Annotated in this window: 21 protein-coding genes, 1 tRNA gene and 1 pseudogene; 12 read left to right on the plus strand and 11 right to left on the minus strand. The window is 72.4% G+C overall.

Annotated features, from left to right (window positions below; all coding sequences use genetic code 11):
• Positions 1–1408, minus strand: a 1408-nt coding sequence (locus tag BU198_RS06500) for an FUSC family protein (protein ID WP_188295890.1), incomplete at its 3' end; no start/stop codon positions are given.
• A 275-nt stretch (positions 1409–1683) separates the two neighbouring features.
• Between BU198_RS06500 and BU198_RS06505 the strand changes: the two genes are divergently transcribed.
• Complete coding sequence (locus BU198_RS06505) at positions 1684–2358, plus strand: Crp/Fnr family transcriptional regulator (RefSeq protein WP_030240972.1); 675 nt, start codon at positions 1684–1686, stop codon at positions 2356–2358.
• An 83-nt stretch (positions 2359–2441) separates the two neighbouring features.
• Here BU198_RS06505 and BU198_RS06510 read toward each other — a convergent pair whose 3' ends face one another.
• From BU198_RS06510 to BU198_RS06530, 5 genes are all read right to left on the minus strand, one after another.
• A complete protein-coding gene (locus BU198_RS06510; RefSeq protein ID WP_188295891.1) occupies positions 2442–3281 on the minus strand; it encodes an MBL fold metallo-hydrolase in 840 nt (279 codons plus the stop codon).
• A complete protein-coding gene (locus BU198_RS06515; RefSeq protein WP_188295892.1) occupies positions 3278–3451 on the minus strand; it encodes a hypothetical protein in 174 nt (57 codons plus the stop codon). Before BU198_RS06515 ends, BU198_RS06510 begins: the two co-directional genes overlap by 4 nt.
• A 127-nt stretch (positions 3452–3578) precedes the next feature.
• Positions 3579–4445, minus strand: coding sequence for an NUDIX hydrolase (locus tag BU198_RS06520; protein WP_188295893.1), 867 nt, complete (start codon positions 4443–4445; stop codon positions 3579–3581).
• Positions 4446–4560: 115 nt separating this feature from the next.
• On the minus strand, positions 4561–5028 hold the full coding sequence (locus BU198_RS06525) for a RidA family protein (RefSeq protein ID WP_188295894.1): 468 nt from the start codon (positions 5026–5028) through the stop codon (positions 4561–4563).
• A complete protein-coding gene (locus tag BU198_RS06530) occupies positions 5025–5183 on the minus strand; it encodes a DUF4177 domain-containing protein (protein WP_094743074.1) in 159 nt (52 codons plus the stop codon). Before BU198_RS06530 ends, BU198_RS06525 begins: the two co-directional genes overlap by 4 nt.
• A gap of 212 nt (positions 5184–5395) precedes the next feature.
• Here BU198_RS06530 and BU198_RS06535 point away from each other — a divergent pair, with 212 nt between their 5' ends.
• Both BU198_RS06535 and BU198_RS06540 read left to right on the plus strand, forming a co-directional pair.
• Positions 5396–6469 (plus strand): ArsA-related P-loop ATPase, encoded by a 1074-nt coding sequence (locus BU198_RS06535; RefSeq protein WP_188295895.1) that lies wholly within the window; start codon positions 5396–5398, stop codon positions 6467–6469.
• Positions 6466–7656, plus strand: coding sequence for an ArsA family ATPase (locus BU198_RS06540; RefSeq protein WP_188295896.1), 1191 nt, complete (start codon positions 6466–6468; stop codon positions 7654–7656). Before BU198_RS06535 ends, BU198_RS06540 begins: the two co-directional genes overlap by 4 nt.
• A 48-nt stretch (positions 7657–7704) precedes the next feature.
• On the opposite strand, the gene BU198_RS06545 is transcribed toward BU198_RS06540, so the two are convergent.
• Positions 7705–8028: a WhiB family transcriptional regulator gene (locus tag BU198_RS06545; protein ID WP_030240986.1), complete on the minus strand. Its 324-nt coding sequence runs from the start codon at positions 8026–8028 to the stop codon at positions 7705–7707.
• Positions 8029–8451: 423 nt separating this feature from the next.
• Here BU198_RS06545 and BU198_RS06550 point away from each other — a divergent pair, with 423 nt between their 5' ends.
• Positions 8452–10794: a transglycosylase domain-containing protein gene (locus tag BU198_RS06550; RefSeq protein ID WP_188295897.1), complete on the plus strand. Its 2343-nt coding sequence runs from the start codon at positions 8452–8454 to the stop codon at positions 10792–10794.
• A 299-nt stretch (positions 10795–11093) separates the two neighbouring features.
• Here BU198_RS06550 and BU198_RS06555 read toward each other — a convergent pair whose 3' ends face one another.
• The gene (locus BU198_RS06555) at positions 11094–11546 is read right to left on the minus strand and encodes a GatB/YqeY domain-containing protein (protein ID WP_188295898.1); all 453 of its coding nucleotides are present in this window, start codon (positions 11544–11546) and stop codon (positions 11094–11096) included.
• 770 nt (positions 11547–12316) lie between these two features.
• Here BU198_RS06555 and BU198_RS06560 point away from each other — a divergent pair.
• The 5 genes from BU198_RS06560 to BU198_RS06580 all read left to right on the plus strand — a co-directional run bounded on the left by BU198_RS06560 (position 12317) and on the right by BU198_RS06580 (position 17455).
• Positions 12317–13579 (plus strand): helix-turn-helix domain-containing protein, encoded by a 1263-nt coding sequence (locus tag BU198_RS06560; protein ID WP_223244021.1) that lies wholly within the window; start codon positions 12317–12319, stop codon positions 13577–13579.
• A 368-nt stretch (positions 13580–13947) separates the two neighbouring features.
• Positions 13948–15609, plus strand: coding sequence for an AMP-binding protein (locus BU198_RS06565; protein ID WP_188295900.1), 1662 nt, complete (start codon positions 13948–13950; stop codon positions 15607–15609).
• Between the two features lie 32 nt (positions 15610–15641).
• Positions 15642–16337: a CGNR zinc finger domain-containing protein gene (locus BU198_RS06570; protein ID WP_188295901.1), complete on the plus strand. Its 696-nt coding sequence runs from the start codon at positions 15642–15644 to the stop codon at positions 16335–16337.
• A complete protein-coding gene (locus BU198_RS06575; RefSeq protein ID WP_188295902.1) occupies positions 16337–17281 on the plus strand; it encodes a metallophosphoesterase in 945 nt (314 codons plus the stop codon). Before BU198_RS06570 ends, BU198_RS06575 begins: the two co-directional genes overlap by 1 nt.
• A gap of 100 nt (positions 17282–17381) precedes the next feature.
• Positions 17382–17455 (plus strand) — tRNA-Pro (locus BU198_RS06580).
• A 185-nt stretch (positions 17456–17640) separates the two neighbouring features.
• Here the strand turns inward: BU198_RS06580 and BU198_RS06585 are convergent.
• A complete protein-coding gene (locus BU198_RS06585) occupies positions 17641–18741 on the minus strand; it encodes an MrcB family domain-containing protein (RefSeq protein ID WP_188295903.1) in 1101 nt (366 codons plus the stop codon).
• Positions 18742–18980: 239 nt separating this feature from the next.
• Between BU198_RS06585 and BU198_RS06590 the strand changes: the two genes are divergently transcribed.
• The 3 genes from BU198_RS06590 (at position 18981) to BU198_RS06600 (ending at position 22446) form a co-directional block, all read left to right on the plus strand.
• On the plus strand, positions 18981–19898 hold the full coding sequence (locus tag BU198_RS06590) for a YDG/SRA domain-containing protein (protein WP_188295904.1): 918 nt from the start codon (positions 18981–18983) through the stop codon (positions 19896–19898).
• A gap of 113 nt (positions 19899–20011) precedes the next feature.
• The gene (locus tag BU198_RS06595) at positions 20012–21868 is read left to right on the plus strand and encodes a S9 family peptidase (RefSeq protein ID WP_188295905.1); all 1857 of its coding nucleotides are present in this window, start codon (positions 20012–20014) and stop codon (positions 21866–21868) included.
• Positions 21865–22446, plus strand: a complete 582-nt coding sequence (locus BU198_RS06600) for a hypothetical protein (protein WP_188295906.1) — start codon at positions 21865–21867, stop codon at positions 22444–22446. Before BU198_RS06595 ends, BU198_RS06600 begins: the two co-directional genes overlap by 4 nt.
• A gap of 21 nt (positions 22447–22467) precedes the next feature.
• On the opposite strand, the gene BU198_RS06605 is transcribed toward BU198_RS06600, so the two are convergent.
• Positions 22468–23253: an SURF1 family protein gene (locus BU198_RS06605; RefSeq protein WP_188295907.1), complete on the minus strand. Its 786-nt coding sequence runs from the start codon at positions 23251–23253 to the stop codon at positions 22468–22470.
• Between the two features lie 129 nt (positions 23254–23382).
• Positions 23383–23889: pseudogene (locus BU198_RS06610) on the minus strand (hypothetical protein); the annotation flags it as partial.

Raw genomic sequence — 23889 nt, forward strand, 5'->3', positions numbered from 1 at the left:
GGTGGCCGGCGGCCTCGGCGCCCGCCAGGGCGCGGGTCAGCCGGGCGGCGGTGCGGCGGTTGGTGACCAGCAGGCAGGCCGCGAGTCCGGTGAGCGCGCCGACGCAGGTGTCCAGCCAGCGGTCGGCGACCAGGGCACCGGCCGGCTGCGGGCCCGCGAACTCCGTCATCAGCAGTGCCATCGGGGTGACGAAGACCGTCGCCAGCCAGTAGCTGCGGGCGATCGTCGCCTCAGCGCCGAACTGGCAGACCAGCCCGAGCCCGATCAGCGCCACCGGGCCCGAGTGCGCGACCGGCAGCACGGCGGTGAACAGCAGCAGCCCGAGCAGGTTGCCGAGCACCCGTTGCAGCGCGCGCTGCCAGGTGAGCGTGCTGTTGGCCTGGAACACCGAGGCGGCGGTGACCACCGCCCAGTACGGCCGGCCGACGCCGAGCGCCAGCGACAGCCAGCCCGCCGCGGCGCAGCCGACCGCGACCCGCAGGGCGATCGGCAGCAGCGCGGACCCGGGGCGCAGCGCCCGGTGCGGTGTCCGGTGGAACGGACGGCGCGGGGCGGGGAGGCGGGCGCGCAGTTCGGCCTCCTCCGCGTCGGTGAGGTCCAGGAGTGGCAGCGGGCGGTCGCGGCGCAGGTCGCGGGCCCGGGAGAGGTGCCGGTCGGCGTCCTCGGCCCGGCCCGGCCCGGTCAGGGCGGATTCGGCGTGCACGAGCAGCCGTTCCGGTCGGTCGCCGAGCGACCGCAGCCGGTTCGGGGAGGAGAGCGCGAGGCTCTGCCACGCCGCCTCGACCGCGCCGAGCAGCGCGGTACGGGCGGCGGCCGCGCCCGGCCCGTCCCGGTCGGTCCGCAGCAGCCGGGCGGCGGCCTCCAGGGCGCGGGCGGTGGCGATCCGCTCCGGCTCGTACGGGCGCACCAGGGCCGGGGCCATGCAGACCAGCCAGGCCAGTGCGGCGCCGAGCACGGTGAGCGCCAGGTGCGCGGGGACGTCGGAGAGGCGCTGGGGCAGGAAGGCGCAGCTCGCCGTGGTGAAGGTGATGATCAGACTGCCGGGCGGGCCGACCCGGGCGGCGTCGCAGAACAGCTTGTGCAGCGCGGCGAGCACCGCCGCCACCGCGACCAGGACGGCGGCGTCGTGGGTCAGCGCGGCGGCGGTGAGGGCGGCTCCGGTGCTGAGCACGGTGCCGAGCAGCACGCCGGCCAGCGTCCGGGCCCTGGCCCGGTACGGCAGGCCGTGCCCGTACAGGGCGCCCAGGCCCCCGGCGGAGGTGTAGAGGGCGAGGTCGAGCCGGCCGAGACCGAGCAGGGTCAGGTTGAGCGCACCGAGGGTGACCACGGCGCTGAGCGCTGGCTTGTGCCAGATGTCCCCGGACGGGCCGATCCGAAGTGCCTGCCGGAACTGGGCGGTTGTGGCCATGCGCAAAAGGTTAGCAGGTAATTTACCCGTAAAGCATATGCGGTCGGCCACTGTTCGATGAGACCGGACAAGAGTTCGGTCGATGGCCGCCCCGGGGCTCCCGCCACCGGGCCCGCGCGGTGACCCGCCGGTACGAATGGCCCCGCACGGCACACCTCCGCACACCCCCTCCTCATATGATCGGAGCGACATGCGCCATGCTTGGTGATGCAGAACACTGAACGGAACTTGTGCCGGACGGCCCACCCGCCGTACGGCCGAGAAGGAGGAAGCACGTGGACGACGTTCTGCGGCGCGCCGCACTCTTCGCGGCACTCGACGACGAACAGGCCGGCGAGCTGCGCGCTTCCATGACCGAGGTCACCCTCGCCCGTGGGGAGTCGCTGTTCCACGAGGGCGACCCGGGCGACCGGCTGTACGTCGTGGCCGAGGGCAAGGTCAAGCTGCACCGCGCCTCGCCGGACGGCCGCGAGAACATGCTGGCCGTGCTCGGCCCCAGCGAGATGATCGGCGAACTGTCGCTGTTCGACCCGGGCCCGCGCACCGCCACCGCCAGCGCGCTGACCGAGGTCAAGCTGCTCGGCCTCGGCCACGGCGACCTCCAGCCCTGGCTGCACGCCCGCCCCGAGGTCTCCATCGCGCTGCTGCGGGCCATCGCCCGCCGTCTGCGCCGCACCAACGACGTGATGTCCGACCTGGTCTTCTCCGACGTGCCCGGCCGCGTCGCCAAGGCCCTGCTGGACCTCTCCCGCCGGTTCGGCGTGCAGTCCGAGGAGGGCATCCACGTCGCCCACGACCTCACCCAGGAGGAGCTGGCCCAGCTGGTCGGCGCCTCCCGCGAGACGGTCAACAAGGCGCTCGCCGACTTCGCCGGCCGTGGCTGGCTGAAGCTGGAGGCGCGCGCGGTGGTCCTGATGGACGTCGAGCGGCTGTCGCGCCGCTCGCGCTGACGCCCGCGAACGCGGAAGGGCCCGTCCGGATCGGACGGGCCCTTCCGCGTTTCCCGGCGCGGTCGGTCACTGCCCCGGCGCGGTCAGTCGCCGCCCTGGCCCGGGATCAGCCCGTGCTCGACCAGGTAGTCCAGCTGGGCCCGCACCGACAGCTCGGCGGCCGGCCAGAGCGCCCGGTCCACGTCCGCGTAGACCCGGGCCACCACCTCGGACGCGGTCAGGCAGCCGTCCTCGACCGCGGTCTCCACCTGGGCGAGCCGGGCGGCCCGGTGGGCCAGGTAGTAGTCGACGGCGCCGAGCGCGTCCGCGAGCACCGGGCCGTGGCCCGGCAGGACCGTCCGCACGCCCTGGTCGGAGGCCATGGTGTGCAGCCTGCGCAGGGAGTCCAGGTAGTCCCCGAGCCGGCCGTCGGGGTGCGCCACCATCGTGGTGCCGCGGCCGAGCACGGTGTCACCGGTGAGCACCGCGCCGTCGTCCGGCAGGTGGAAGGTCAGCGAGTCCGAGGTGTGCCCAGGGGTGGCCACCACCCGCAGGTCCAGGCCGCCGACGTCCAGGCGCTGTCCGCCCACCAGGCCCTCCGAACCCAGCCGGTGCGCCGGGTCCAGTGCCCGCACCTCGGTGCCGGTCAGCTCGGCGAAGCGCGCCGCGCCCTCGGAGTGGTCGGCGTGGCCGTGGGTGAGCAGGGTCAGCGCGATCCGTTTGCCCCGCTCCTCCGCGAGGTCGATCACCCGGCGCAGGTGGCCCTCGTGCAGCGGGCCCGGGTCGATCACCGCCGCGAGGTCCGAGCCGGGCTCGGAGAGCAGCCAGGTGTTGGTGCCGTCCAGCGTCATCGGCGACGGGTTCGGCGCCAGCACGCACAGCGCCCGAGGGGTGGCCTCGCCGCCGACGACGGCGGCGGGGTCACCGGGCAGGAGTCCGCTCACCGGCCGCCTCCGAGGTCTCGGTGCAGGGCCCGCAGCGGCAGCGCCCGGACGAGGGCCCGCTGCGCCACCTCGACGAACGGGGCCTGGCTGTCGCAGGCGGGGACACGGGGAATCAGGCGGCGGGCGGGCATCTCGGGTGCCGTCCGGCGAGCCACGTCGTCGTGGGTCATCGGGCGTCGGTCCTCTCTCTGCGGAGGTGCGGGAAGGTCATGTCGTACGGGTCGTACGGATCTTGTGGGTCGTGCAGGTCGTGCGGGCCCTGCGGACCGGGACGGGTGGTCCCGGTCGGTGGAACGGTCAGGAGTCCTCGGGGAACTCCCCGTCGATGGTCAATTCCTCGTATCCGGGCCAGCGGACCGTCAGGCGGTCCCCGCGGACCTCGGCCCGGCCCAGCACCGGGGCCAGCGGGCGGCCGGCGGCCACGGCCAGGGCCTCGGCGGCGGTCCGCACCGGCGACAGCTCACGCAGCACCGTCACGGTCGGCGGCAGCATGCCGAACCGGCCCTCCCGGTGCCCCCGCACCGCCTCGGCGGGGGTCAGCCAGGCGACCCGGTCGGCCTCGCCGACCTCCAGGGCCGCCCGCTGGCCGGCCGGCAGCGCGGCCACGAAGAACCAGGTGTCGTAGCGCCGTTCCTCGAACTCCGGGGTGATCCAGCGGGCCCAGCCGCCCAGCAGGTCGCTGCGCAGCACCAGGCCGTGGTCCCGGAGGAACTCGGCGAAGGACAGCTCGTGCGCCTCCAGCGCGGCCCGCTCGGCGGACCAGTCGCGCGGCGCGGCGACGCTGTCCGCGTCGGGGCCGGCCAGCAGCACGCCGGCCTCCTCGAAGGTCTCGCGGACCGCCGCGCAGACCACCGCCCGCGCCGTCCCGGCGTCCACCCCGAGCCGCCGCGCCCACTCCTCGGGCGCCGGCCCGGCCCAGCGGGGCTCGACCTCGGCGTCCCGCGGGTCCACCCCGCCGCCGGGGTAGGCGTACATCCCGGCCGCGAAGGCCATCGAGGTGCGCCTGCGCAGCAGGTAGGCCTCCGGCCCCTCGGCGGTGTCGCGCAGCAGCACGACGGTCGCGGCGGGCCTGGGCAGCGGCGGGGTCACCGCGCCGGATTCGACCGCCCGGATCCGGGCAGGCCAGCCGGGCGGCATCGGGAGCGTCGTCGCTCGATGGTCCATGCCCGGATGCTAGGGCGTGTCCGACAATTCCCGCCAGGCTCACCGGTCGATCGGACACACCCCGGCAACACGGAGGCGGGGCCGGACAGGCCCGGCCCCGCCTCCGCGATCACGTTCAGGCGGTCTTGACCCGCACCTGGAGCTCGACCTCGACCGGGGCGTCCAGCGGCAGCACCGCGACGCCGACGGCGCTGCGGGCGTGCACGCCCGCCTCGCCCAGCACCGCGCCGAGCAGCTCGCTGGCGCCGTTGACGACACCCGGGACGGCGATGAAGTCGGGGGCGGCGGCGACGAAGCCGACGACCTTGACGACCCGCTCGATCCGGTCGAGGTCACCGATCACCGACTTCACGGCGGCCAGGGCGTTCAGCGCGCAGATCTGCGCGAGCTCCTTGGCCTCCTCCGGGGACACCTCGGCGCCGACCTTGCCGGTCGTCGGCAGCTTGCCGCCGACCACCGGAAGCTGGCCGGAGGTGAACACCAGGTCGCCGGACTGCACGGCCGGCACGTACGCGGCGACCGGGGCGGCCACCGGCGGCAGGGTCAGGCCCAGCTCGGCGAGCTTCTCCTCGACCTTGCTCATGCGTTCTTCTCCCGCTTGAAGTAGGCCACCAGCTGCTCCGGGTTCGGGCCGGGCACGACCTGGACGAGCTCCCAGCCGTCCTCGCCGAAGTTGTCCAGGATCTGCTTGGTGGCGTGCACCAGCAGGGGCGCCGTCATGTATTCCCACTTGGTCATGGCCAGACTCTAGACGAGCCGTCGCGGCGATCCGCTCCGCCGGCCGCGAGGCGTGTGAGGTGGGGCACAAAGAGGGCATGATCAGGCCTGGCGGCCCCGGTGCTCCGGGCATCCGGCGCGGTCCCTGGTTACCCTCGCGGGAGGGCACCCTGGCGAGGGGCACCCTCGGCAGGAGGGAACGCCCGCAGGACGGAGACGGACGGAGACGGAGCGTGGCACGCACCCCCGGCCAGACGGACCGGCGCGACCCCGACTGGGAGGGCGTCCGGCTGCACGTGGTCAGTGGCAAGGGCGGCACCGGGAAGACCACGCTGGCCGCGGCGCTGGCCCTGGCGCTCGCCGCCGACGGCGGGCGGGTGCTGCTGATCGAGGTCGAGGGCCGGCAGGGCATCGCCGAGCTGTTCGGGATCGCCGCGCTGCCGTACGAGGAGCGCCGGATCGCCTCGGTCTCCCGCACCCAGCTGGGGCTGCCCGCCGGTGACGCCGGCGCCGGCGAGGTCTTCGCGCTGGCGATCGACACCGAGCTGGCGCTGCTGGAGTACCTGGAGATGTTCTACAAGCTCGGCCGGGCCGGGAAGGCGCTGCAGAAGGTCGGCTTCGTCGACTTCGCCACCACCGTCGCGCCCGGCGTGCGGGACGTCCTGCTCACCGGCAAGGCCTGCGAGGCGACCAGGCGCAAGGAGCGGGACGGCCGGCGGCGCTACGACGCGGTGGTGATGGACGCCCCGCCGACCGGGCGGCTGACCAGGTTCCTGAACGTCAACGCCGAGGTCGCGGGGCTGGCCAGGATCGGCCCGATACACACCCAGGCGCAGGCCGTGATGCGGGTGCTGAAGTCGCCGGAGACCGCGGTGCACCTGGTCACCCTGCTGGAGGAGATGCCGGTGCAGGAGACGGTGGACGGCATCGGGGAGCTGCGCGAGGCGGCGCTCCCGGTGGGCGGGGTGATGGTCAACCTGGTCAGGCCGCCGGTGCTGGACGCGGCGGCGGTGGCCGCGGTGGACGGGGACCACCGCGAGGAGGTCGCCCTGGCGCTCGGGGAGGCCGGGCTGGGCGGCCGCCCGCGCACCGCGGAGAAGGTCAGGGCGGCGGTGGAGCCGCTGCTCGACCCGCTGCTGGAGCAGGCCAGGGAACACGCCGAGCGGGTCGAGCTGGAGCGCGCGCAGCGCGCCGACATCCAGCAGCTGCGGCTCCCGACGTACGAACTGCCGCTGCTGGGCGAGGGCGTGGACCTCGGCGGGCTGTACCGGCTGGCCGGCGAACTGAAGCGGCAGGGGGCGGCATGACCACCAACGGCACCGGCGCGACAGGCAACGGGGTCCGGAGCACCGGGCAGCGGCTCGCGGTGGACGGGCTGATCGACGACCCGAAGACCAGGATCATCGTCTGCTGCGGCTCCGGCGGCGTCGGCAAGACCACCACCGCCGCCGCGCTCGGCCTGCGGGCGGCCGAACGCGGCCGCAAGGTCGTGGTGCTGACCATCGACCCGGCCCGCCGGCTCGCCCAGTCGATGGGCCTGACCGAGCTGGACAACACCCCGCGGGTGGTCAAGGGGGTCACCGGCACCGGGGAGCTCCAGGCCATGATGCTGGACATGAAGCGGACCTTCGACGAGGTCGTGCTGGCCCACGCCGAGCCCGAGCGGGCCCGGGCGATCATGGAGAACCCCTTCTACCAGTCCCTGTCGGCCGGCTTCGCGGGCACCCAGGAGTACATGGCGATGGAGAAGCTCGGGCAGCTGCGCGCCGCCGAGGAGTGGGACCTGATCGTCGTGGACACCCCGCCGTCCCGCTCGGCGCTGGACTTCCTGGACGCGCCCAACCGGCTCGGGTCCTTCCTGGACGGCCGGGTGATCCGGATCCTGACCGCCCCGGCCAAGGTCGGCGGGCGCAGCGCGATGCGGTTCCTGAACGCCGGGATGGGCCTGCTCACCGGCACCCTGGGCAAGATCTTCGGCGCCCAGCTGCTCACCGACGTGCAGACCTTCGTCAGCGCGATGGACTCGATGTTCGGCGGCTTCCGCGAGCGCGCGGACCGCACGTACCAGTTGCTCAAGGCGCCGGGCACGGCGTTCCTGGTGGTGGCCGCGCCGGAGCGGGACGCGCTGCGCGAGGCGGCGTACTTCGTGGACCGGCTGGCCGCGGACCGGATGCCGCTGGCCGGGCTGGTGCTCAACCGGGTGCACGGCACGGGCGCGCCGCAGCTCACCGCGGAGCGGGCACTGGCGGCCGCCGAGGCCCTGGAGGAGAACGGCTCGGAGCACACCTCACCCGAGGCGGAGCTGCTCGCGGCAGGTCTGTTGCGGCTGCACGCCGAGCGGATGCAGATCGTGGGGCGCGAACGCCGTACCCGCGACCGCTTCGTCTCGGTGTACCCGGACGTGCCGATCGTGGAGGTGCCGGCGCTGCCGGGCGACGTGCACGACCTGGACGGACTGCGGGCCATCGGGGACCGGCTCAACGGCGCGGTGTAGTCCTCGCCCGCGGGGCCGACCGGCCCGGACCGCATGGTGCGGCCGGGCTCAGCCCGCCTGGGCGTAGTCCGTCAGTATCACGCCGGTCGCGAGGGACTCCTCGTACTCGGTGCGTGCCGTCTCCAGCAGCCTCCGCCACGAGATGACGGTCGGGCGGCGGCGCAGCAGCGCCCGGCGCTCGCGTTCCGTCATCCCGCCCCACACCCCGAACTCCACCCGGTTGTCCAGGGCGTCCGCGAGGCACTCCGTCCGTACGGGACAACCGCTGCACACCGCCTTCGCGCGGTTCTGCGCCGCCCCCTGGACGAACAGTTCGTCCGGATCACTCGTGCGGCAGGCGGCCTGCGCACTCCAGTCGTCAACCCAGCCCATCCCGGCGCCGTCCTCTCCCGTATCGAGGCTCCCCCACGGCGGCAACGGCATGTTCACCGTTGCCAGTTGAGGACGTTACGGAAGAACGACAGCTTGCAACAGCCCCTTCGGGCTCAATCTCGCATGACCCGATCGGACTATGGGTATCGATCAGCTCACTCGTTGGAGTGATCGCAGGTCGTACACCTTGCCAAGGGCCGAACCCTCACCCTCGCCACAGACGTCACCACGGAGTGTGACCGGCCACAGGGGTACAGCAGGCCACAGCTGCCTCAAAATCCGGCCATCGGCGGGCAATTCGGGCAAGTCTCCTCGCCCACACGAGTGAACGATGTTGACGCACCGAAGCTGTCGCAAGCTTGTGACAAGCCTAGGCGAACACCTGCCCCGGTGTGCGGGATTCCGCGACGTAGGGTTCTCCCCATGGCACCGAAGCGCCCCCAGGCACCCCAGCCCCCAGGCAACACCGGAGCTCCGCGCGACCGCTCCGGCGGATCAGCGCTGGAGCACGCCGGCAACGGCGTGAAGTTCCTGGGCGTCAGCGTGCTCTCCGGACTCCTGCTGGCAGGCCTCGCCCTGCCCGCCGTCGGCGCCATCGGGCTGACCGCCAAGGACACCGCGGAGAGCTTCGACAGCGTCTCCGACGACTTCAAGACCCCGCCGCTCACCCAGGCCACCCAGATCTTCGACGCCAAGGGCGGCCTGATCGCCAAGGTGTACGAGCGCGACCGCACGGTCATCCCCGCCGACCAGATGTCGCCGTTCATGCGGTACGCCCAGGTCGACATCGAGGACGCCCGCTTCTACGAGCACGGCGCCGTCGACCTCAAGGGCATCCTGCGCGCGGTCAGCAAGAACGCCGAGAGCGGCACCACCTCCCAGGGCGCCTCGACGCTGACCCAGCAGTACGTGAAGAACGTCAACGTGGAGAAGGCCGGCGACGACCAGGCGGCCGTCCTGGAGGCCCAGCGCAAGACCCTGGGCCGCAAGATCCAGGAGCTCAAGGTCGCCATCAAGCTGGAGGAGGAGCTGAGCAAGGACCAGATCCTCACCAACTACCTCAACATCACCTTCTACGGCCACCAGGCCTACGGGGTCGAGGCCGCCTCCCAGCGCTACTTCAGCAAGAGCAACAAGGACCTGACCGTCGCCGAGGCCGCCACGCTGGCCGGCATGGTGCAGAACCCGTCGTCCTTCGACCCGGTGCGCTACCCCGAGAACACGGTCAAGCGCCGCAACGTCGTGATCGACAAGATGCTGGAGAACAAGCACATCACCCCGGACCAGGCGAAGGAGGCGAAGGCCGCCCCGCTGGGTCTGAAGTACAAGGACCCGCAGAACGGCTGCATCACCGCCAAGGCCGGGATGGGCTTCTTCTGCGACTACGTCCGCCACGTGGTCAAGCAGGACCCGGCGTTCGGCAAGAGCGCCGACGAGCGCAAGAAGGTGTGGAACACCGGCGGCCTGAACATCTACACCACGCTGGACCCGGACAAGCAGGCCGCCGCGCAGAACGCCGTCACCTCGAAGGTCAACGTGACCGACCAGGTGTCGGCGGCCGCCACCATGATGGAGCCGGGCACCGGCAAGATCCTGGCGATGGCCCAGACCCGCCCGTACGGCCTGGACCCGAACAAGAACCAGACCGTCGTCAACCTCAACGTGGACGCCGCGATGGGCGGCGGCAACGGCTTCCAGACCGGTTCGACCTTCAAGCCGATCCTGGCCGCGGCGGCGCTGGAGTCGGGCATGTCGAACACCCAGTCGTTCCCGTCCGAGAACAAGATCGAGTACCCGCAGATGTCCACCTGCTCGGGCACCTGGAAGAACACCGACCGGCCCAAGGTGACGGTGAAGAACGAGCAGGAGAACGAGGTCGGGCCGTACCAGCTGAAGGAGGCGATGGCCCGCTCGATCAACACCTACTTCGTGCAGATGGAGCAGCAGGTCGGCCTCTGCGCGATGAAGCAGATGGCGAACAAGCTGGGCATCACCCAGTCCGCCAAGGGCGACGCCTTCCAGGAGGTGCCCTCGATGGTCCTCGGCACCCTGGAGCTCTCCCCGCTGACCATGGCGAACGTCTACGCGACCTTCGCCGCCCGCGGCAAGTACTGCACCCCGGTCGCGATCAACAAGATCACCACGGTGGACGGCAAGGACATCGCGGTCCCGCAGGCCCAGTGCAGCCAGGCCTTCTCCGACCAGACCGCGGACTCGCTCAACGCCGTCCTGCTGAACGTGACCGAGAAGGGCACCGCGGCCGCCCTGACCATGGACGACGGCCGCAAGATCGCCGGCAAGACCGGTACCACCGACGAGAAGAAGGCCGCCTGGTTCAACGGCTACACCCCGTCGCTGGCCACCGCGGTCTGGCTCGGCGGCCCGGCCGGCGGCGTCAAGATGAAGAACATCAACATCGGCGGTAAGCACTTCGACGACGTGTTCGGCGCGACCGGCCCCGGGCCGATCTGGGCGCTGGCGATGAACCAGGCGCTCAAGGGCACCCCGCTGGAGCCGATCCAGACCGCCAACATCCCGGACCCGCAGCCGGTCACTCCCCCCGGGGCCACCACCGCGCCGGCCGACCCGAACGCCGCCCAGCCGCCCGCCGGCAACCCCCCGCCGCCGCAGCAGCAGGGCGGCACCACCGGGCTTCCGGGCGGGCTGCCCGGCGGACTGCCCGGCGGGTTCACCTTCCCGCCCGGCATCGGCGGGCCCGGCAACGGGAACGGGAACGGCCGTCACGGCGGCAACGGGAACGGCTGACCGGCTTCCCCGCGCTCGGTGGACGAGCATGCCGAAGGGGCGCCCTCCAGTGCGGAGGGCGCCCCTTCGGCGTGTTGCCGGGCGCCGGGGGCGGGGGCGGGGGCGGAACGGGCGGCCGGATGCCGCACGACGGCGCCGGAACACTCGATTCAGGCCAGTGCGCCGCCGCCTCGCGGGGGCCGGGGGCGGGCCCGACCGCCCAGGTCAGGCCCGGACGGGCTCGGACGGTGCGGGCCCGGAAGGGTCGGGCCGCAGCGGGTCGGATCAGCCCCGGCCGGGTCGGGCCGGAGCAGGGCGGATCAGAGCAGGGCGGCCTTCACCGCGGCGGCGACCCGGCCCCCCTCGGCCAGACCGTCGACCTTGGGCTTCACCAGCTTCATGACGGCACCCATCGCCTGCGGGCCGCTCGCGCCGCTCTCGGCCACGGCGGCCGCCACGATCGCGGCCAGCTCCTCGTCGGAGAGCTGCTTGGGCAGGTACGTCGCCAGCACCTCGCCCTCCGCCCGCTCCCGGTCCGCCTGCTCCGTCCGGCCGGCGGTGTCGAAGGCCTCGGCCGCCTCCCGGCGCTTCTTCGCCTCGCGACCGATCACCTTCAGCACCTCGGCGTCGGACAGCTCGCGCTTCTGCTTGCCCGCCACCTCCTCGCTGGTGACGGCGGCCAGCGTGAGCCGGATGGTGGACGAGTGCAGTTCGTTCCGGTCCCTGATGGCAGCGGTGAGGTCCTCGTGCAGCTGCTCCTTGAGCGTTGTCATTTCCTCTTCATATCCTTCGGCCGTGGGTGGGCTCAACCGGGTTTCCCGCAGGCATCCAGCGGGTTTTCGCAGATGAACGAGTATGCCCCGGCGACACCGGCCGTCCCTCGCCCGGCGGCGCGTCGGGCGACGCCGATCCGACCCGGGAACGGCGGAGGTCGAGTCCGTGAACAGCCGACGGCCGGGTCCGTGAACAATCGGCGATCAAGGCCGGGAACGTCCGACGGAATCGGGCCACGGTGGCCGAAAATGCCCGCACGCACCCGGTCGAAAGGCCGGGAATTGCCGGAAACCGCGCGAAGTTGCCGGTGTCGGAGGGGCACCTAGAACGCTGCGGCCACTTCCCGGAATTTACCCGCGTAGTACACTCGTTCGCGCGTCGCCCGAGCAGCCCCCGAGCGGCGATCACCTCACCGCAAAAGCACTGCCGAAGACCGCGGCCGAACAGCTGCGACAAACCGTCACCACGTCCCCGATTCATTATTCCACGGCACCGACCCACTGCGGCCCGAGCGCCGTGCGGCCCACGCCCGTCGCGGCCCGCGCGGACCGCGAACCGTGCGCACTGCGGCCCGAGCCCGGTACGAGCGCTCACGCCTGCGCTCCGACCGGTCGCCCGGCCGGAGCGATCGTTTTCGGAGTGACCGGCGCCTCGAAACGGCGCATCGAGTTCTTGACTTGTTCTTGACTTGTATTCTGCTCACGACAGCAGGAAGCGCGGGGGAATGGACAACAATCAGCTTCGCTCGATGTTGGTAACGCAACGGAAGATGGTCGGCTGGAGCCAGGAGCAATTAGCCGAGCACTCCAATGTCAGTGTCCGGACCATTCGCAATCTGGAAACCGGTGCCATCAGGAATCCGCGGCGCAGTTCCGTGGAACTCCTGGTGGGGGCACTGTTCTCCGCGGCGACCAACCGCGACGTCCTGATGTCCCAGGCCGGACGGCCCGGCACCCCCGCCGCGCTGCTGCCCGCACGGCCCGAACCCCGCCTGCTGGCCCCGGCCGCCGCGATCCCGGAAACCGCACGGTGGCAGGGGCTGCGCCCCAAGACGGACATCACCGTCGGCCGCCAGGCCGACCTGCTGCACGTCGTGACCGCCCTGCGCCCCGGCCGGCCGCTGGTGCTCACCGGACCGGCCGGAGTCGGCAAGACCCGGCTGGCGCTGGACTCGGCCGCCCACCTCCTGGACCGCTTCCGGGACGGCGTCGCCGTCCTGGAACTCGGCTCGGTCACCCCCGAGGGCGTCGACCCGGCAGCCGCCTCGGCCCAGGCCCAGCGCGCGCTCGACACCCTGTTCCGGAGCTTCGACCGCGACCCACGGACCAGCCCCGAGATGCAGATGCTGCTGGTCGTCGACAACGCCGAGCACATCATCGACACGGTGGCCCGGCAGGTCAGGGCGCTGCTGGAGCGGCACCCCGCGCTGCACATCGTGATCACCTCGCTGCGGGCACCCGCCGGCGTCCCCGCCGACCTGTGGGAGGTGTCGCCGCTGTCGGTCGACCAGCCGGACGGCCTGTACGGCTGCCCGCCCGCCGCCGAACTGTTCTGCCGCCGGGTGCACTCGGTCGTCCCGACACTGGACCTCAGCGACCAGATGCCCCAGGTGGTCGAGCTGTGCCGGCGCCTCGGCGGTCTGGCGCTCGCGATCGAGAACGCCGCGTTCCGGATGCGCTCGGTGCCGCTGCGCGTCCTGGTGGAGGAGTGCCGGGTGCTGCCGATCCTGGGCCAGGAGGAGGTGGGCGGGCTCTCCCACCACCGCTCGCTGCACCGCAGCCTCGCCTGGGCGTACGGGCTGCTCGACGAACGGCAGCGCCGGGCGCTCAGACGGTTCTCCCGCTTCCCGGAGGACTTCTCCATCGAGGACGTCCGGCAGGAGCCGGTCGACGACGCGCTGGAGCCCTCCCGCAACCTCGACGTCCTGGCCGAGCTGGTCGACTTCTCCGTCGTCCAGGTGAACCGCGGCCACCAGTACGCGTACCGGGTGCCCCGGATGATGCGCGAGTACGTCAACGCCATTCCGGCCTGAGGCCGGCCCCACGCCCGTACCGTCCGTGCTGCCCGCGCTCCCGTCCCTGCGCGGGCTCCGGGCCCTGCTCGTGCTCCGGTGCGCTCTCCTCCCCGCCGGTCGCCTCCCCCGGTTCCGCACCGATGCCGCACCGATGCCGCGCCGGTTTCGCCGCCGGTTCGTCGCCGCCGACGCCGGGCCTGCGCCGGGCCCGCGTCGCGGGCGTCGGCCAGGAAAGCGACCGGCAACCTGCCTTGCCGGTCCCCGGTGCCCCCGCGACGGACTTGCCCGCTGGGATTCCTGTCCTCCCGCCCGAAGGAACCGGAGGATTCCGCGTGGGCGGCACCAGTTTGCTCCGGATGACGCGAGGATCTGGGAGGAATCGGTCAATGAGCACCCCCGACAGGGCCCTGCTGGACTGGATCGAGGAGGCCCCCGAGGAACGCGGCCTCCGCTTCGCCGGACCGGGCGACTCCTGGGACTTCCACAGCTACGCCGACCTGGCCGAGCAGGTGCTGCGCACCGCCGAGGCGCTGCGCACCGCCGGAGCCGGGGACGGCGACGTGGTGGCCGTCGTCCAGCGGTGCAGTCCCGGCTTCGTGGCGACGTTCTTCGGCGCCATCGCGGCCGGCTGCACCCCGTGCTCGATAGCGCCGCCGTTCGCCCTCCAGCGCCGCGGCGCGTACGCCGAGCGCGCACGGGCCCTGTTCACCACCGCGCGGCCCGCGGTGATCGTCTGCGACGACGAGTCCCTGGCCCTGGTGCGCGGCGTCACCGAGGGTCTCGGCCTGCCCGCCCCGGTGCTCTTCGACGCACTCGTTGCCGGCGTCGGACCGGCCTCGAAGCCGTACCCCCCGGCCGAGTTCGCGCTGCTCCAGTTCACCTCCGGCTCCAGCGGCCGCTCCCGCGGCGTCCTGATCGGGCACGACGCGCTGCGCAACGACGTGAACGCCATCCACCGCTGGACCCAGTGGCTGCCCGGTGACGCCGGTGTCTCCTGGCTGCCGGTCCACCACGACATGGGCCTGATCGGCTGCCTGGTCAGCTTCGTCACCGTGGGCTGCGACGGCTGGATGCTGCAACCCGACGACTTCCTCCGCTCCCCGCTGCGCTACCTGCGCTGCCTCAGCGAGAACAAGCTCTCCCTCACCGCCATGCCCAACTTCGGCCTGGTGTACATCCTGAACCGGGTCCGGCCGGAGCAGCTGGAGGGCCTGGACTTCGGATCCGTCCGCTCGCTGATCCTCGGCGCGGAGCGGATCGACCCGCAGGTGCTGGAGGACTTCGAGAAGCTGCTCGGCCCGTACGGCTTCGACCGGCGCGCGCTGCTGCCCGCGTACGGCGGGGCGGAGGCCACCCTGGCGGTCACCGGCCTGCCGATCGGCGAGGGCTGGACCACCGTCGACCTGGAGGGCGAGCAGGCGGGCCGCTACGTCGGCTGCGGGCGGCCGCTGCACGGCGTCCGGGTACGGGTGGTCGACGACCACGGTGACGAGGTGCCGGACCGGGTGGTCGGCGAGGTGCTGGTCAGCGGCGGCACCGTGGGCACCCGCTACCGGGACGACATCGTCACCGCCTCCGGCACCGTGCTGGGCGGCGGGGTGCTGCGCACCGGCGACGCGGGCTTCATGAGCGGGGGTCAGCTCTTCGTCGTCGGCCGGATCGGCGACGGCGTCAGGGTCCGCGGCCGGATGGTGTTCGCCGAGAACCTGGAGGCCCGGCTGCACGAACTGGGCATCCCTCAGCGGCGGGTGGCGATCCTGCTCGGCCACCGGGAGGACCGTCCGACCGGCGTGGTCGTCCTGGAGAAGCCGGAGCCGCGCTGGCAGTCGGCCGCCCACTCGGTGCTCGCCGAGGCCCTGGGCCACGAGGCGGACCTGCTCGCGGTCGAGATGCCGCGCGGCGGGATCGCCGTCACCTCCAGCGGCAAGCCGCGGCGCCGGGTGATGTGGGCGGCGCTGACCGCCGGCGAGCTGCGCGGGGACATCCGGAGCCTGACGCCGGCCCTCCTGGGCGCGGCCTCCCCTCCCGGTGCCCCCCGTTCCCAGTAACCCCCATTTCCGGTTACGCCTACCCTGATCGCATGACCGAAGGAGACGACGGGCTGGTCCTCACCACCCCCGGGGGCGGCCGCTTCCACTTCGACCCCGGCGCCCTCTGCCTCGAACTGCTCACCACCGGCGGCCCCGGCCCGTACGCCCGGTACGAGGTGCTGCACCGGCCCGCCGACCTCGCCGGCTGGCTCCCGCTCTCCCGGCTGCGGCTGCCCGCCGAGGCGGTGCGGATCTCCCCCGCCGGGCTCGCCTGCACCCGCGCCCTGCGCGACGCGCTCTGGCGCCTCGCCGCCGCCCACGCCCGCGGCGCCACCGGCACGCCCGAGGACTACGCCGTCCTCAACCGGGCCGCCGAGCACCCGCCGCTGGTCCCCCGGATCGCCCCGGACGGCACCGCGGCCACCCCCCTGCCCGCCGACGGCGCGCAGCTGGCCTCCGCCTTCGCCCGGGACGCCATCGCCCTGCTCACCGGCCCGTACGCGGACCGGGTCCGGGAGTGCGGCGCGCACGACTGCCCGCTGATCTTCGTCGACACCTCGCGGCCCGGCCGGCGGCGCTGGTGCTCGATGGAGCGCTGCGGCAACCGCCACAAGGTCCGCGCCCTGCGCGCCCGCCGCGACTCCGCGGAGCCGTCCCCGGCCGCCGCCGTTCCCCTTCCCCCCGCCGCCTCCCCCACCGGCTCCGGGCGGGTGGCAGCTGATCGACCGTCTGAGAGCATGGACTGATGCGACCGCTGCACTCCGTTCCCCTCGGCATCGCCGCCGCCGGCGCCGCCTGCCTCGCCTACTCCGTCGGGTACGAGGTCCGGGCCTTCCGCCTCCGCCGGATCGAGGTCCCCGTCCTCCCGCGCGGCGCCCGGCCGATCCGGGTCCTCCAGGTGTCCGACATCCACATGGTGAGCGGACAGGGCAAGAAGCAGCGCTGGCTGAAGAGCCTGGCCGGCCTGCGCCCCGACCTGGTGGTCAACACCGGCGACAACCTCTCCGACCCGCTCGGCGTCCCGGCCGCCCTCGACGCGCTCGGGCCGCTCATGGAGTTCCCCGGCGTCTACGTCTTCGGCTCCAACGACTACTACGGCCCAGCCCGCAAGAACCCGGCGCGCTACCTCCAGGCCATGCGCAGCGGCGTCCACGGCATGAACAACCCCGACGGGACCGCGAGCCGCGGCATCAGCGGGGCCGTCCACAACCCGTGGGAGAAGCTCCGCGACGGCTTCGACAGCGCCGGCTGGCTCGACCTCACCAACACCCGCGGCCGCCTCACCGTGAACGGCCTCGACCTGGAGTTCACCGGCCTCGACGACCCGCACATCCGCCGCGACCGCTACAGCGAGGTCGCCGGCGGCCCCTCCCCCGACGCCGACCTCTCCCTCGCCGTCGTCCACGCGCCCTACCTGCGGGTCCTCGACGCGTTCACCGCCGACCGCTACCCGCTGATCCTGGCCGGCCACACCCACGGCGGCCAGCTCTGCATCCCCTTCTACGGCGCGCTGGTCACCAACTGCGACATCGACACCCGCCGGGTCAAGGGCCTCTCCACCCACACGGCCGGCGGCCACCGCTCCCACCTCCACGTCTCGGCCGGCTGCGGCACCAACCGCTACACCCCCGTCCGCTTCGCCTGCCCTCCCGAGGCCACCCTCCTCACCCTCACCCCGGCCCCCCGCTGACCCCCGCCGGACGCCCGCCCGAAACCGGATTTCGTGTCTCGGCGAGCGTCCGGTAGAGTTCTACTCGTTGCGAAGGAGACAGAGCAACAAAACGCAAGACCGGGGTGTGGCGCAGCTTGGTAGCGCGCTTCGTTCGGGACGAAGAGGCCGTGGGTTCAAATCCCGCCACCCCGACCCAATGCAGAGGCTCTGCCGGAGAAATCCGGCAGAGCCTCTGTCGTTGTGCCCGACCTGCGTGACTGCCGATCACCGGCCGGGCCCACTGGGGAGCAAGAGGCCACACAGCTGTGACGCAGCTCACGCGCCACCCTCTTCATCCACCCTCGGACTGTGCGGGCCCCGTTGCCCACCGATGTCGGTTAGGCGTCCGACTGCATCGGCGAGGCCAATCCCGCCGTGACCGCGCTGGATGATCCCGACCATCCGGTTGCCGAACGCCAAACAGACGCGATGCCATGGTGCTCCAGGAGCCTGACGTAGGCATCGCCGATCTCCTCAGTGAAGAGGGCCATCTGCATCGGCTGCTTGTCGGGCGAATAGAGCAGGAAGGAGTACGTCGCCAGCTGTCCGAGCGCTTCTCGCACCGCGTGGGTGGCATTCCCTCGCCGTACGACCTTGGCTTCGATCAACCAGTGCCCGGACTCGCTGCGCGCGACGATGTCCCTCGGGTGCACGTTGGTTCCCACATCGAACCCCTTAACCCGGAGGTAGGTTCCATAGTCGCGAACCAGGGTTTCGTGCCTCCTGCTCTTCACGATTTCGCGGCCCTCGATGAACTGCACGTACTCTTCGTCACTCTTGGGCGCGAAGTGGAGCAGCGCATCCTTGTCCTGCTCGTGAGTCCACGTGCCTTCGGCCCGAACCGTGACGATGACGTCACGCGTCGTCTGCCGCAGACGTTCCCGAGCCACCAGGGCGTCCTGGTAGAGCGCGATGAACCGCCTGAGGTCAGCGCACAGCGTGTCTTCATCGGGCAGATCGTCAACCTTGTACGTGCGAGCGACAACGTTCCCGTACTCGTACGACCGAGGCAGCCCCGACTGACTGCCCAAGTCGATGGCGGGCTCCATGCCCTGGACGCCCTCGACGGACAGCACCCCACGAATGGCGCCAGCTTCCGCGGCGAGTCTGCGGTTCGCTTCTGCGGGTCGATACTTCTTGTGGAGTTCAGTGACACCGTGGTTCAGGCTGAGCGATACCGTCTCCATGTTCTCGGCGAAGAGGTACACCACGTACATGCCGCGCTGAGCCGTCGTGGTTTCGTCCGGATCGAAGAAGGCGACCCATGGACAGAGAGCACCTGCGCCAGCACCAGCACTCCCCTTGATGACGTATTCACCCTGTATGTACGTGGCGAAGTGAGACGGAGCATCTCGGAGAAGCTGGGCCGTTGGCGTGCCGATCCCGTCTCGGCGGTTATAGGTCGTGCCAACCTCATGCAAGAAGCCTCGAATCGTCATGGAGGGCATCGTAAGCCGAGGCCCTGACATCGGAACCCCACTCCTCGCCCTCCAACTGGGTCTGGCAGTCGGACAGTTCGCCCGATGGTCTCGCCGCGGAAAGCGGCATCGCAGAACGTGGAACCGTGTGGTGCGCGTGAGCGTTTGTGGTACGAAGCTCAACCCCTAGTACATCGATGAGTCCATCGATTCTCTGACGTTGAGAGGTCCGAACTTTGCAGGAAGAAGTCCTCACCGCCATGCCCATCACCTTCGACGGTTACGGCAATGTGCCGGGGATCGAAGTCGGACGTTCTTTCGTCAACCGACAGGTCCTCGCCAACGCCAAGGTGCACCGGCCGTTGCAGGCCGGCATCTGCGGCACGGCGGAGCTCGGAGCCGAGTCAATCGTCGTCTCCGGAGGCTACGAGGACGACGAGGACCACGGCGACGTCATCGTCTACACCGGGCAGGGTGGGCGCGATTCGGACACGCAGCGCCAGGTAAAGGACCAGGAACTCACCCGCGGCAATGCTGCCCTCGTCACCAGCCAGACCACCGGGGCGCCGGTGCGGGTGGTCCGTGCGGTGAGGCACCCTTCTAAGCGCTCTGCCAGTCCCAGCTACCGCTATGACGGGCTCTTTCGTGTCGAAGACTCCTGGCACGATGTCGGCCGGTCCGGCTTCCGTATCTGGCGCTACCGCCTCGTGAGCCTCGCCGACTACGTGCCGCCCCGGCAGGAAGCCGTGCTCCAGGAGCCAGTTGGTCGGGACAACCCCACACGGCTCGAAGCCAGGGTTCAGCGCATCGTCCGCAGCACCAGGGTGGCGAACTTCGTGAAGCGAGCCCACGACTTCGCCTGCCAAGTGTGTGGCAATCGGCTTCGCACGCCTACCGGCGCCTACGCAGAGGCAGCTCACATCCGGGGGCTGGGGCAGCCGCACAACGGGCCCGATGTCGCGGGGAACGTCCTGTGTCTGTGTCCCAACCACCACACGCTGTTCGACTTCGGCACGCTGGCCATCGCGGACGACCTGACCATAACTGACCGCGCCACGGGTGCGGAGATCGGGAGGCTGCGGGAGGCTCCCGGTCATCAAGTGGATCAGGCTCACCTGGCTTATCACCGGGACCACTATTCCGAGGGCTGGAAGCACTCTCCGGACACCAGCGAGTAGCGAACTTCAAAGCCCTGCCGAATCCTCCGGCAACGCCCCCGGCGCACCGGGCGGGTGGCCCGAAGCCCGCCCGCCCGTTCCCTTCGCTCCCCCCGATCGGGTTGGATGGTCGGATGAGCGAGGAGAAGAGCGCCGTACCGGCGTGGGAGCAGCGGTTCAGGGCAGCCCGGGTGTCACTGCCCGACTGGGCCGAGGACGCCCCCGACCGGGCGCTGTACGTGTCCAACGCGACCGGCACCTACGAGGTCTACGCCTGGGACCGCGCCACCGGCACCCACCGCCAGGTCACCGACCGCCCGAACGGCACCACCGACGCCGAGCTGTCCCCCGACGGCGACTGGGTCTGGTGGTTCGACGACCACGACGGTGACGAGTTCGGCGTCTGGCGCCGCCAGCCGTTCGCGGGCGGCCCCGACGAGGAGGCCGTGCCCGGCCTCGGCCCCTCCTACTCGGCCGGCCTGGCCGTCGGCCGCGACGGCACGGTGGTCGTCGGCCGCTCCACCGACGAGCACGGCACCACCCTGCACCTGCGCCGCCCGGGCAGCGCCGAGCCGGTCGAGATCTACCGGCACGAGGAGTACGGCGGCATCGGGGACCTCAGCCACGACAGCACGCTGCTCGCCATCGACCACACCGAGCACGGCGACGCGATGCACTCGGCGATCCGGGTCGTGCGCCTCACCGGGGACGGCGGCGTCGAGACCGTCGCCGAGCTGGACGAGGTCACCGGCAGGGACGAGCCGCGCGGGGTCGCCTGCCTGGGCTTCGCCCCGGTCGAGGGCGACACCCGTCTGCTGGTCGCCCACCAGCGCACCGGCCGCTGGGAGCCGATGGTCTGGGACGTCGCCACCGGCGCCGAGACCGCCCTGCCGCTGCGTGACGAGCAGGGCCGCGAGCTGCCCGGCGATGTCTCCGCGCAGTGGCGCCCCGGCGCCGCTGAACTGCTGGTGGAGCACGAGTACGAGGCGCGCAGCGAGCTGTTCTCGTACGCGCTCTCCGACGGCCTGCTGACCCGCCTGGACACCCCGCGCGGCACCGTCGGCGGCGCCACCGCCCGTCCGGACGGCACCGTCGAGTACCTGTGGTCCTCCGCCGCCGAGCCCTCCGCCGTCCGCTCCACCGCCGGGACGGTCGTCCTGCGGGCGCCCGGCGCGGTGCCGCCCGGTTCGGTCCCGGTCGAGGACGTCTGGGTGGACGGCCCCGGCGGGCGGGTGCACGCCCTGGTGCAGCGGCCGGCGACGCCCGCGCAGGGCCCGTACCCGACCGTGTTCGAGATCCACGGCGGCCCGACCCACCACGACAGCGACTCCTTCGCCGCCGGTCCCGCGGCCTGGCTGGACCACGGCTTCGCGGTGGTCCGGGTCAACTACCGCGGTTCGACCGGCTACGGCCAGGCCTGGACGGACGCCCTGCACGAGCGGGTCGGGCTGATCGAGCTGGAGGACATCGCGGCGGTCCGCGCGTGGGCGGTCGACAGCGGCCTCGCCGACCGGGACCGGCTGGTGCTCACCGGCGGCAGCTGGGGCGGCTACCTGACCCTGCTCGGCCTCGGCGTCCAGCCCGGCAGCTGGGCCCTCGGCATCGCCGCCGTCCCGGTCGCGGACTACCACACCGCGTACGCCGACGAGATGGAGGCGCTCAAGTCGCTGGACCGCACGCTCTTCGGCGGCACCCCGGAAGAGGTCCCCGAGCGCTTCACCGCCTCCTCGCCGCTGACCTACGTCGAGCAGGTGCGGGTGCCGGTGTACATCAGCGCCGGCGTCAACGACCCGCGCTGCCCGATCCGGCAGATCGAGAACTACGTCGAGCGGCTTGAGCGGCTCGGCAAGCCGCACGAGGTGTACCGGTACGACGCCGGGCACGGCTCGCTGGTGGTGGAGGAGCGGATCAGGCAGCTGCGCCTGGAGATCGACTTCGTCCGGCGGCACCTGGGCACGGCCGGGCACACCGCGGACGGGGGGACCGTGTGAGACGTCTGCTGACGCTCGCGGGGGTGGCGGCCGTCGGAGCCCTGGTGCTCACCGGCTGTTCGAGCTCGGACGGCGACAACGCGGCCTGCCCGCCCCCGACCGGCCCGCCGGTCGTCCTGCCCACGGGTACCGCGGTGCCGCCGGCCGTGCCCACCGGGGCGCCGTCCGCCCCGGCGCCGTCCGCCGCCGTACCCTCTGCCGCCGCACCGCCCGCCACCGCGACCAAGGCGAGCGCGCCGGGCACCGGCACGGCCGTCCTGCCGGCGGTGTACGAGGCGACCGACCAGGACGGCACCGTCGAACTCGCCAAGGGGTCGAAGGGGTCGAGCGGGTCCAAGGGCTCCTCCGGCTCGAAGGGCTCCAAGGGGTCGAAGTCCGGTCGCACCGTGCACCACCACACCGACCACTACGACTCCGACGACACCAACGGCAGTGGCAACGGCCACTGCCACAGCGAGCCGACGCCGCTGCCCACCGGTTCGTCGTCCCCGACCCAGCCGCTGCCTCCGACACCGGCCCCGACCGCGCCGCCGCCGGTCAAGCCCACCGCGCCACCGGCCCTGCCGACGAAGCGCTGAGCCCGGGGGCGCTCCGGAGCGTCAGTCCAGGACCGGGTCCAGTCCGAGGACCCGGTCCTGCTCCGCCTCCGCCTCGCGGCGCACCAGGCGGTACCACATGAAGACCACGAACCCGCCGAAGACGAACCACTCCAGGGTGTAGCCCAGGTTCTGGAACGCGCGCAGGGTGAGCCCGTCCCCGCCCTGCGGCTGCACGGTCGGTACGGGGGCCAGCCCGGCGGGCGCGTCGTCGACGGCCACCCAGCCGTCGTACCAGCCGTCGTACTCCAGCACGTTCAGCAGCGACGCCCGGTTGATCATGCCGAGCTGCCCGGTGGGCAGACCGCCCGCGACCGCGCCGTTGCTGCCCACAGCCTCGTTGGCCTGCAAGCGCCCGGTGACCGTCACCTGCCCGCCCGGCGGCGGCCCGGCGGCGCCCGCCCCCGGGTCCCCGGCCGCCCAGCCGCGCACCACGGCGACGGCGTGTCCGTCGGCGGTGCGCAGCGGGGTGAGCACGTAGTAGCCCTGCTTGCCGTCCATCACGCGGTTGGGGACGAGCAGCTGGTGCTCGGTGTCGTAGCTGCCGGTCACGGTGACGGTCTTGCCGACGGTCTCCGTGTTCACCTGCGGGGTCGTCTGGTTGAGCAGCGCGTCGAGCGGCCGGGCGTCACCCGAATCGGCGGCCGACTGCTTGGTCTCCTGGTGCGTGGACACCCGGTCCTCGAACCGGCCGAGCTGCCAGGAGCCCAGCCACAGGCACACCGCCACGGCAGCCACGGCCACGACGGTGCCGCCGAGCCATCTCGGGGTCAGGAGGAACCGGTACACACCCCCCACGGTAACCACTCCTCACATCCGCCCGACCCCCCGGGCCCCGGACACGGCGACGTCCGGCCCGTTCGCGGCTGCCGCCCGGTGCGCGATTCCCGCCGTTCGGCGCCCGGTGGCCGCTGCCCGTCACCCCGCCGTCGGCGAGCCCGACGGCTGCGGCGCCGGACCGCCCACGCCCTGGACGCCGCCGCGGTAGACGGTGCCGCCGCACGACACCGGCAGGGTCACCGTGGCGGCCGCGGGGCTGCCGGGGGCCGGGGTGTGGGCGATGGTGGCGGTGGCCGGCGCGGTGGTCGGGTTGCCGGTCGGGGTCGCCGTCGGGCTGGAGGTCGTGCTGGGGGCCGCCGACGGGGACTCGGAGGCCGGCGGGTTGGCGCTGGGTACCCCGGGGGCGCCGGAGGCACCGGAGGCCGGGGCGCCGGATTCGGCGGCGGGGACGTCCGAGCGCAGGGCCACCTTGTAGTTGACGCCCTTCGACGGGGGGGTCACCGGGTCCGGGTCGGTGCAGGTCTGGTCGGGGACCCAGGCGAACGGCACCCGGTACCCGGCCCGCGGCGCGAGCAACGGCGCCTCCCCGTCCATCGCGGGCAGTCCGGCGGCCGGGTCGCCGGGGGCGTGGTCGGCGGTGCGGAC

It is taken from the genome of Streptomyces sp. CBMA156 (genome assembly GCF_014596515.1).
Classification (GTDB): domain Bacteria; phylum Actinomycetota; class Actinomycetes; order Streptomycetales; family Streptomycetaceae; genus Kitasatospora.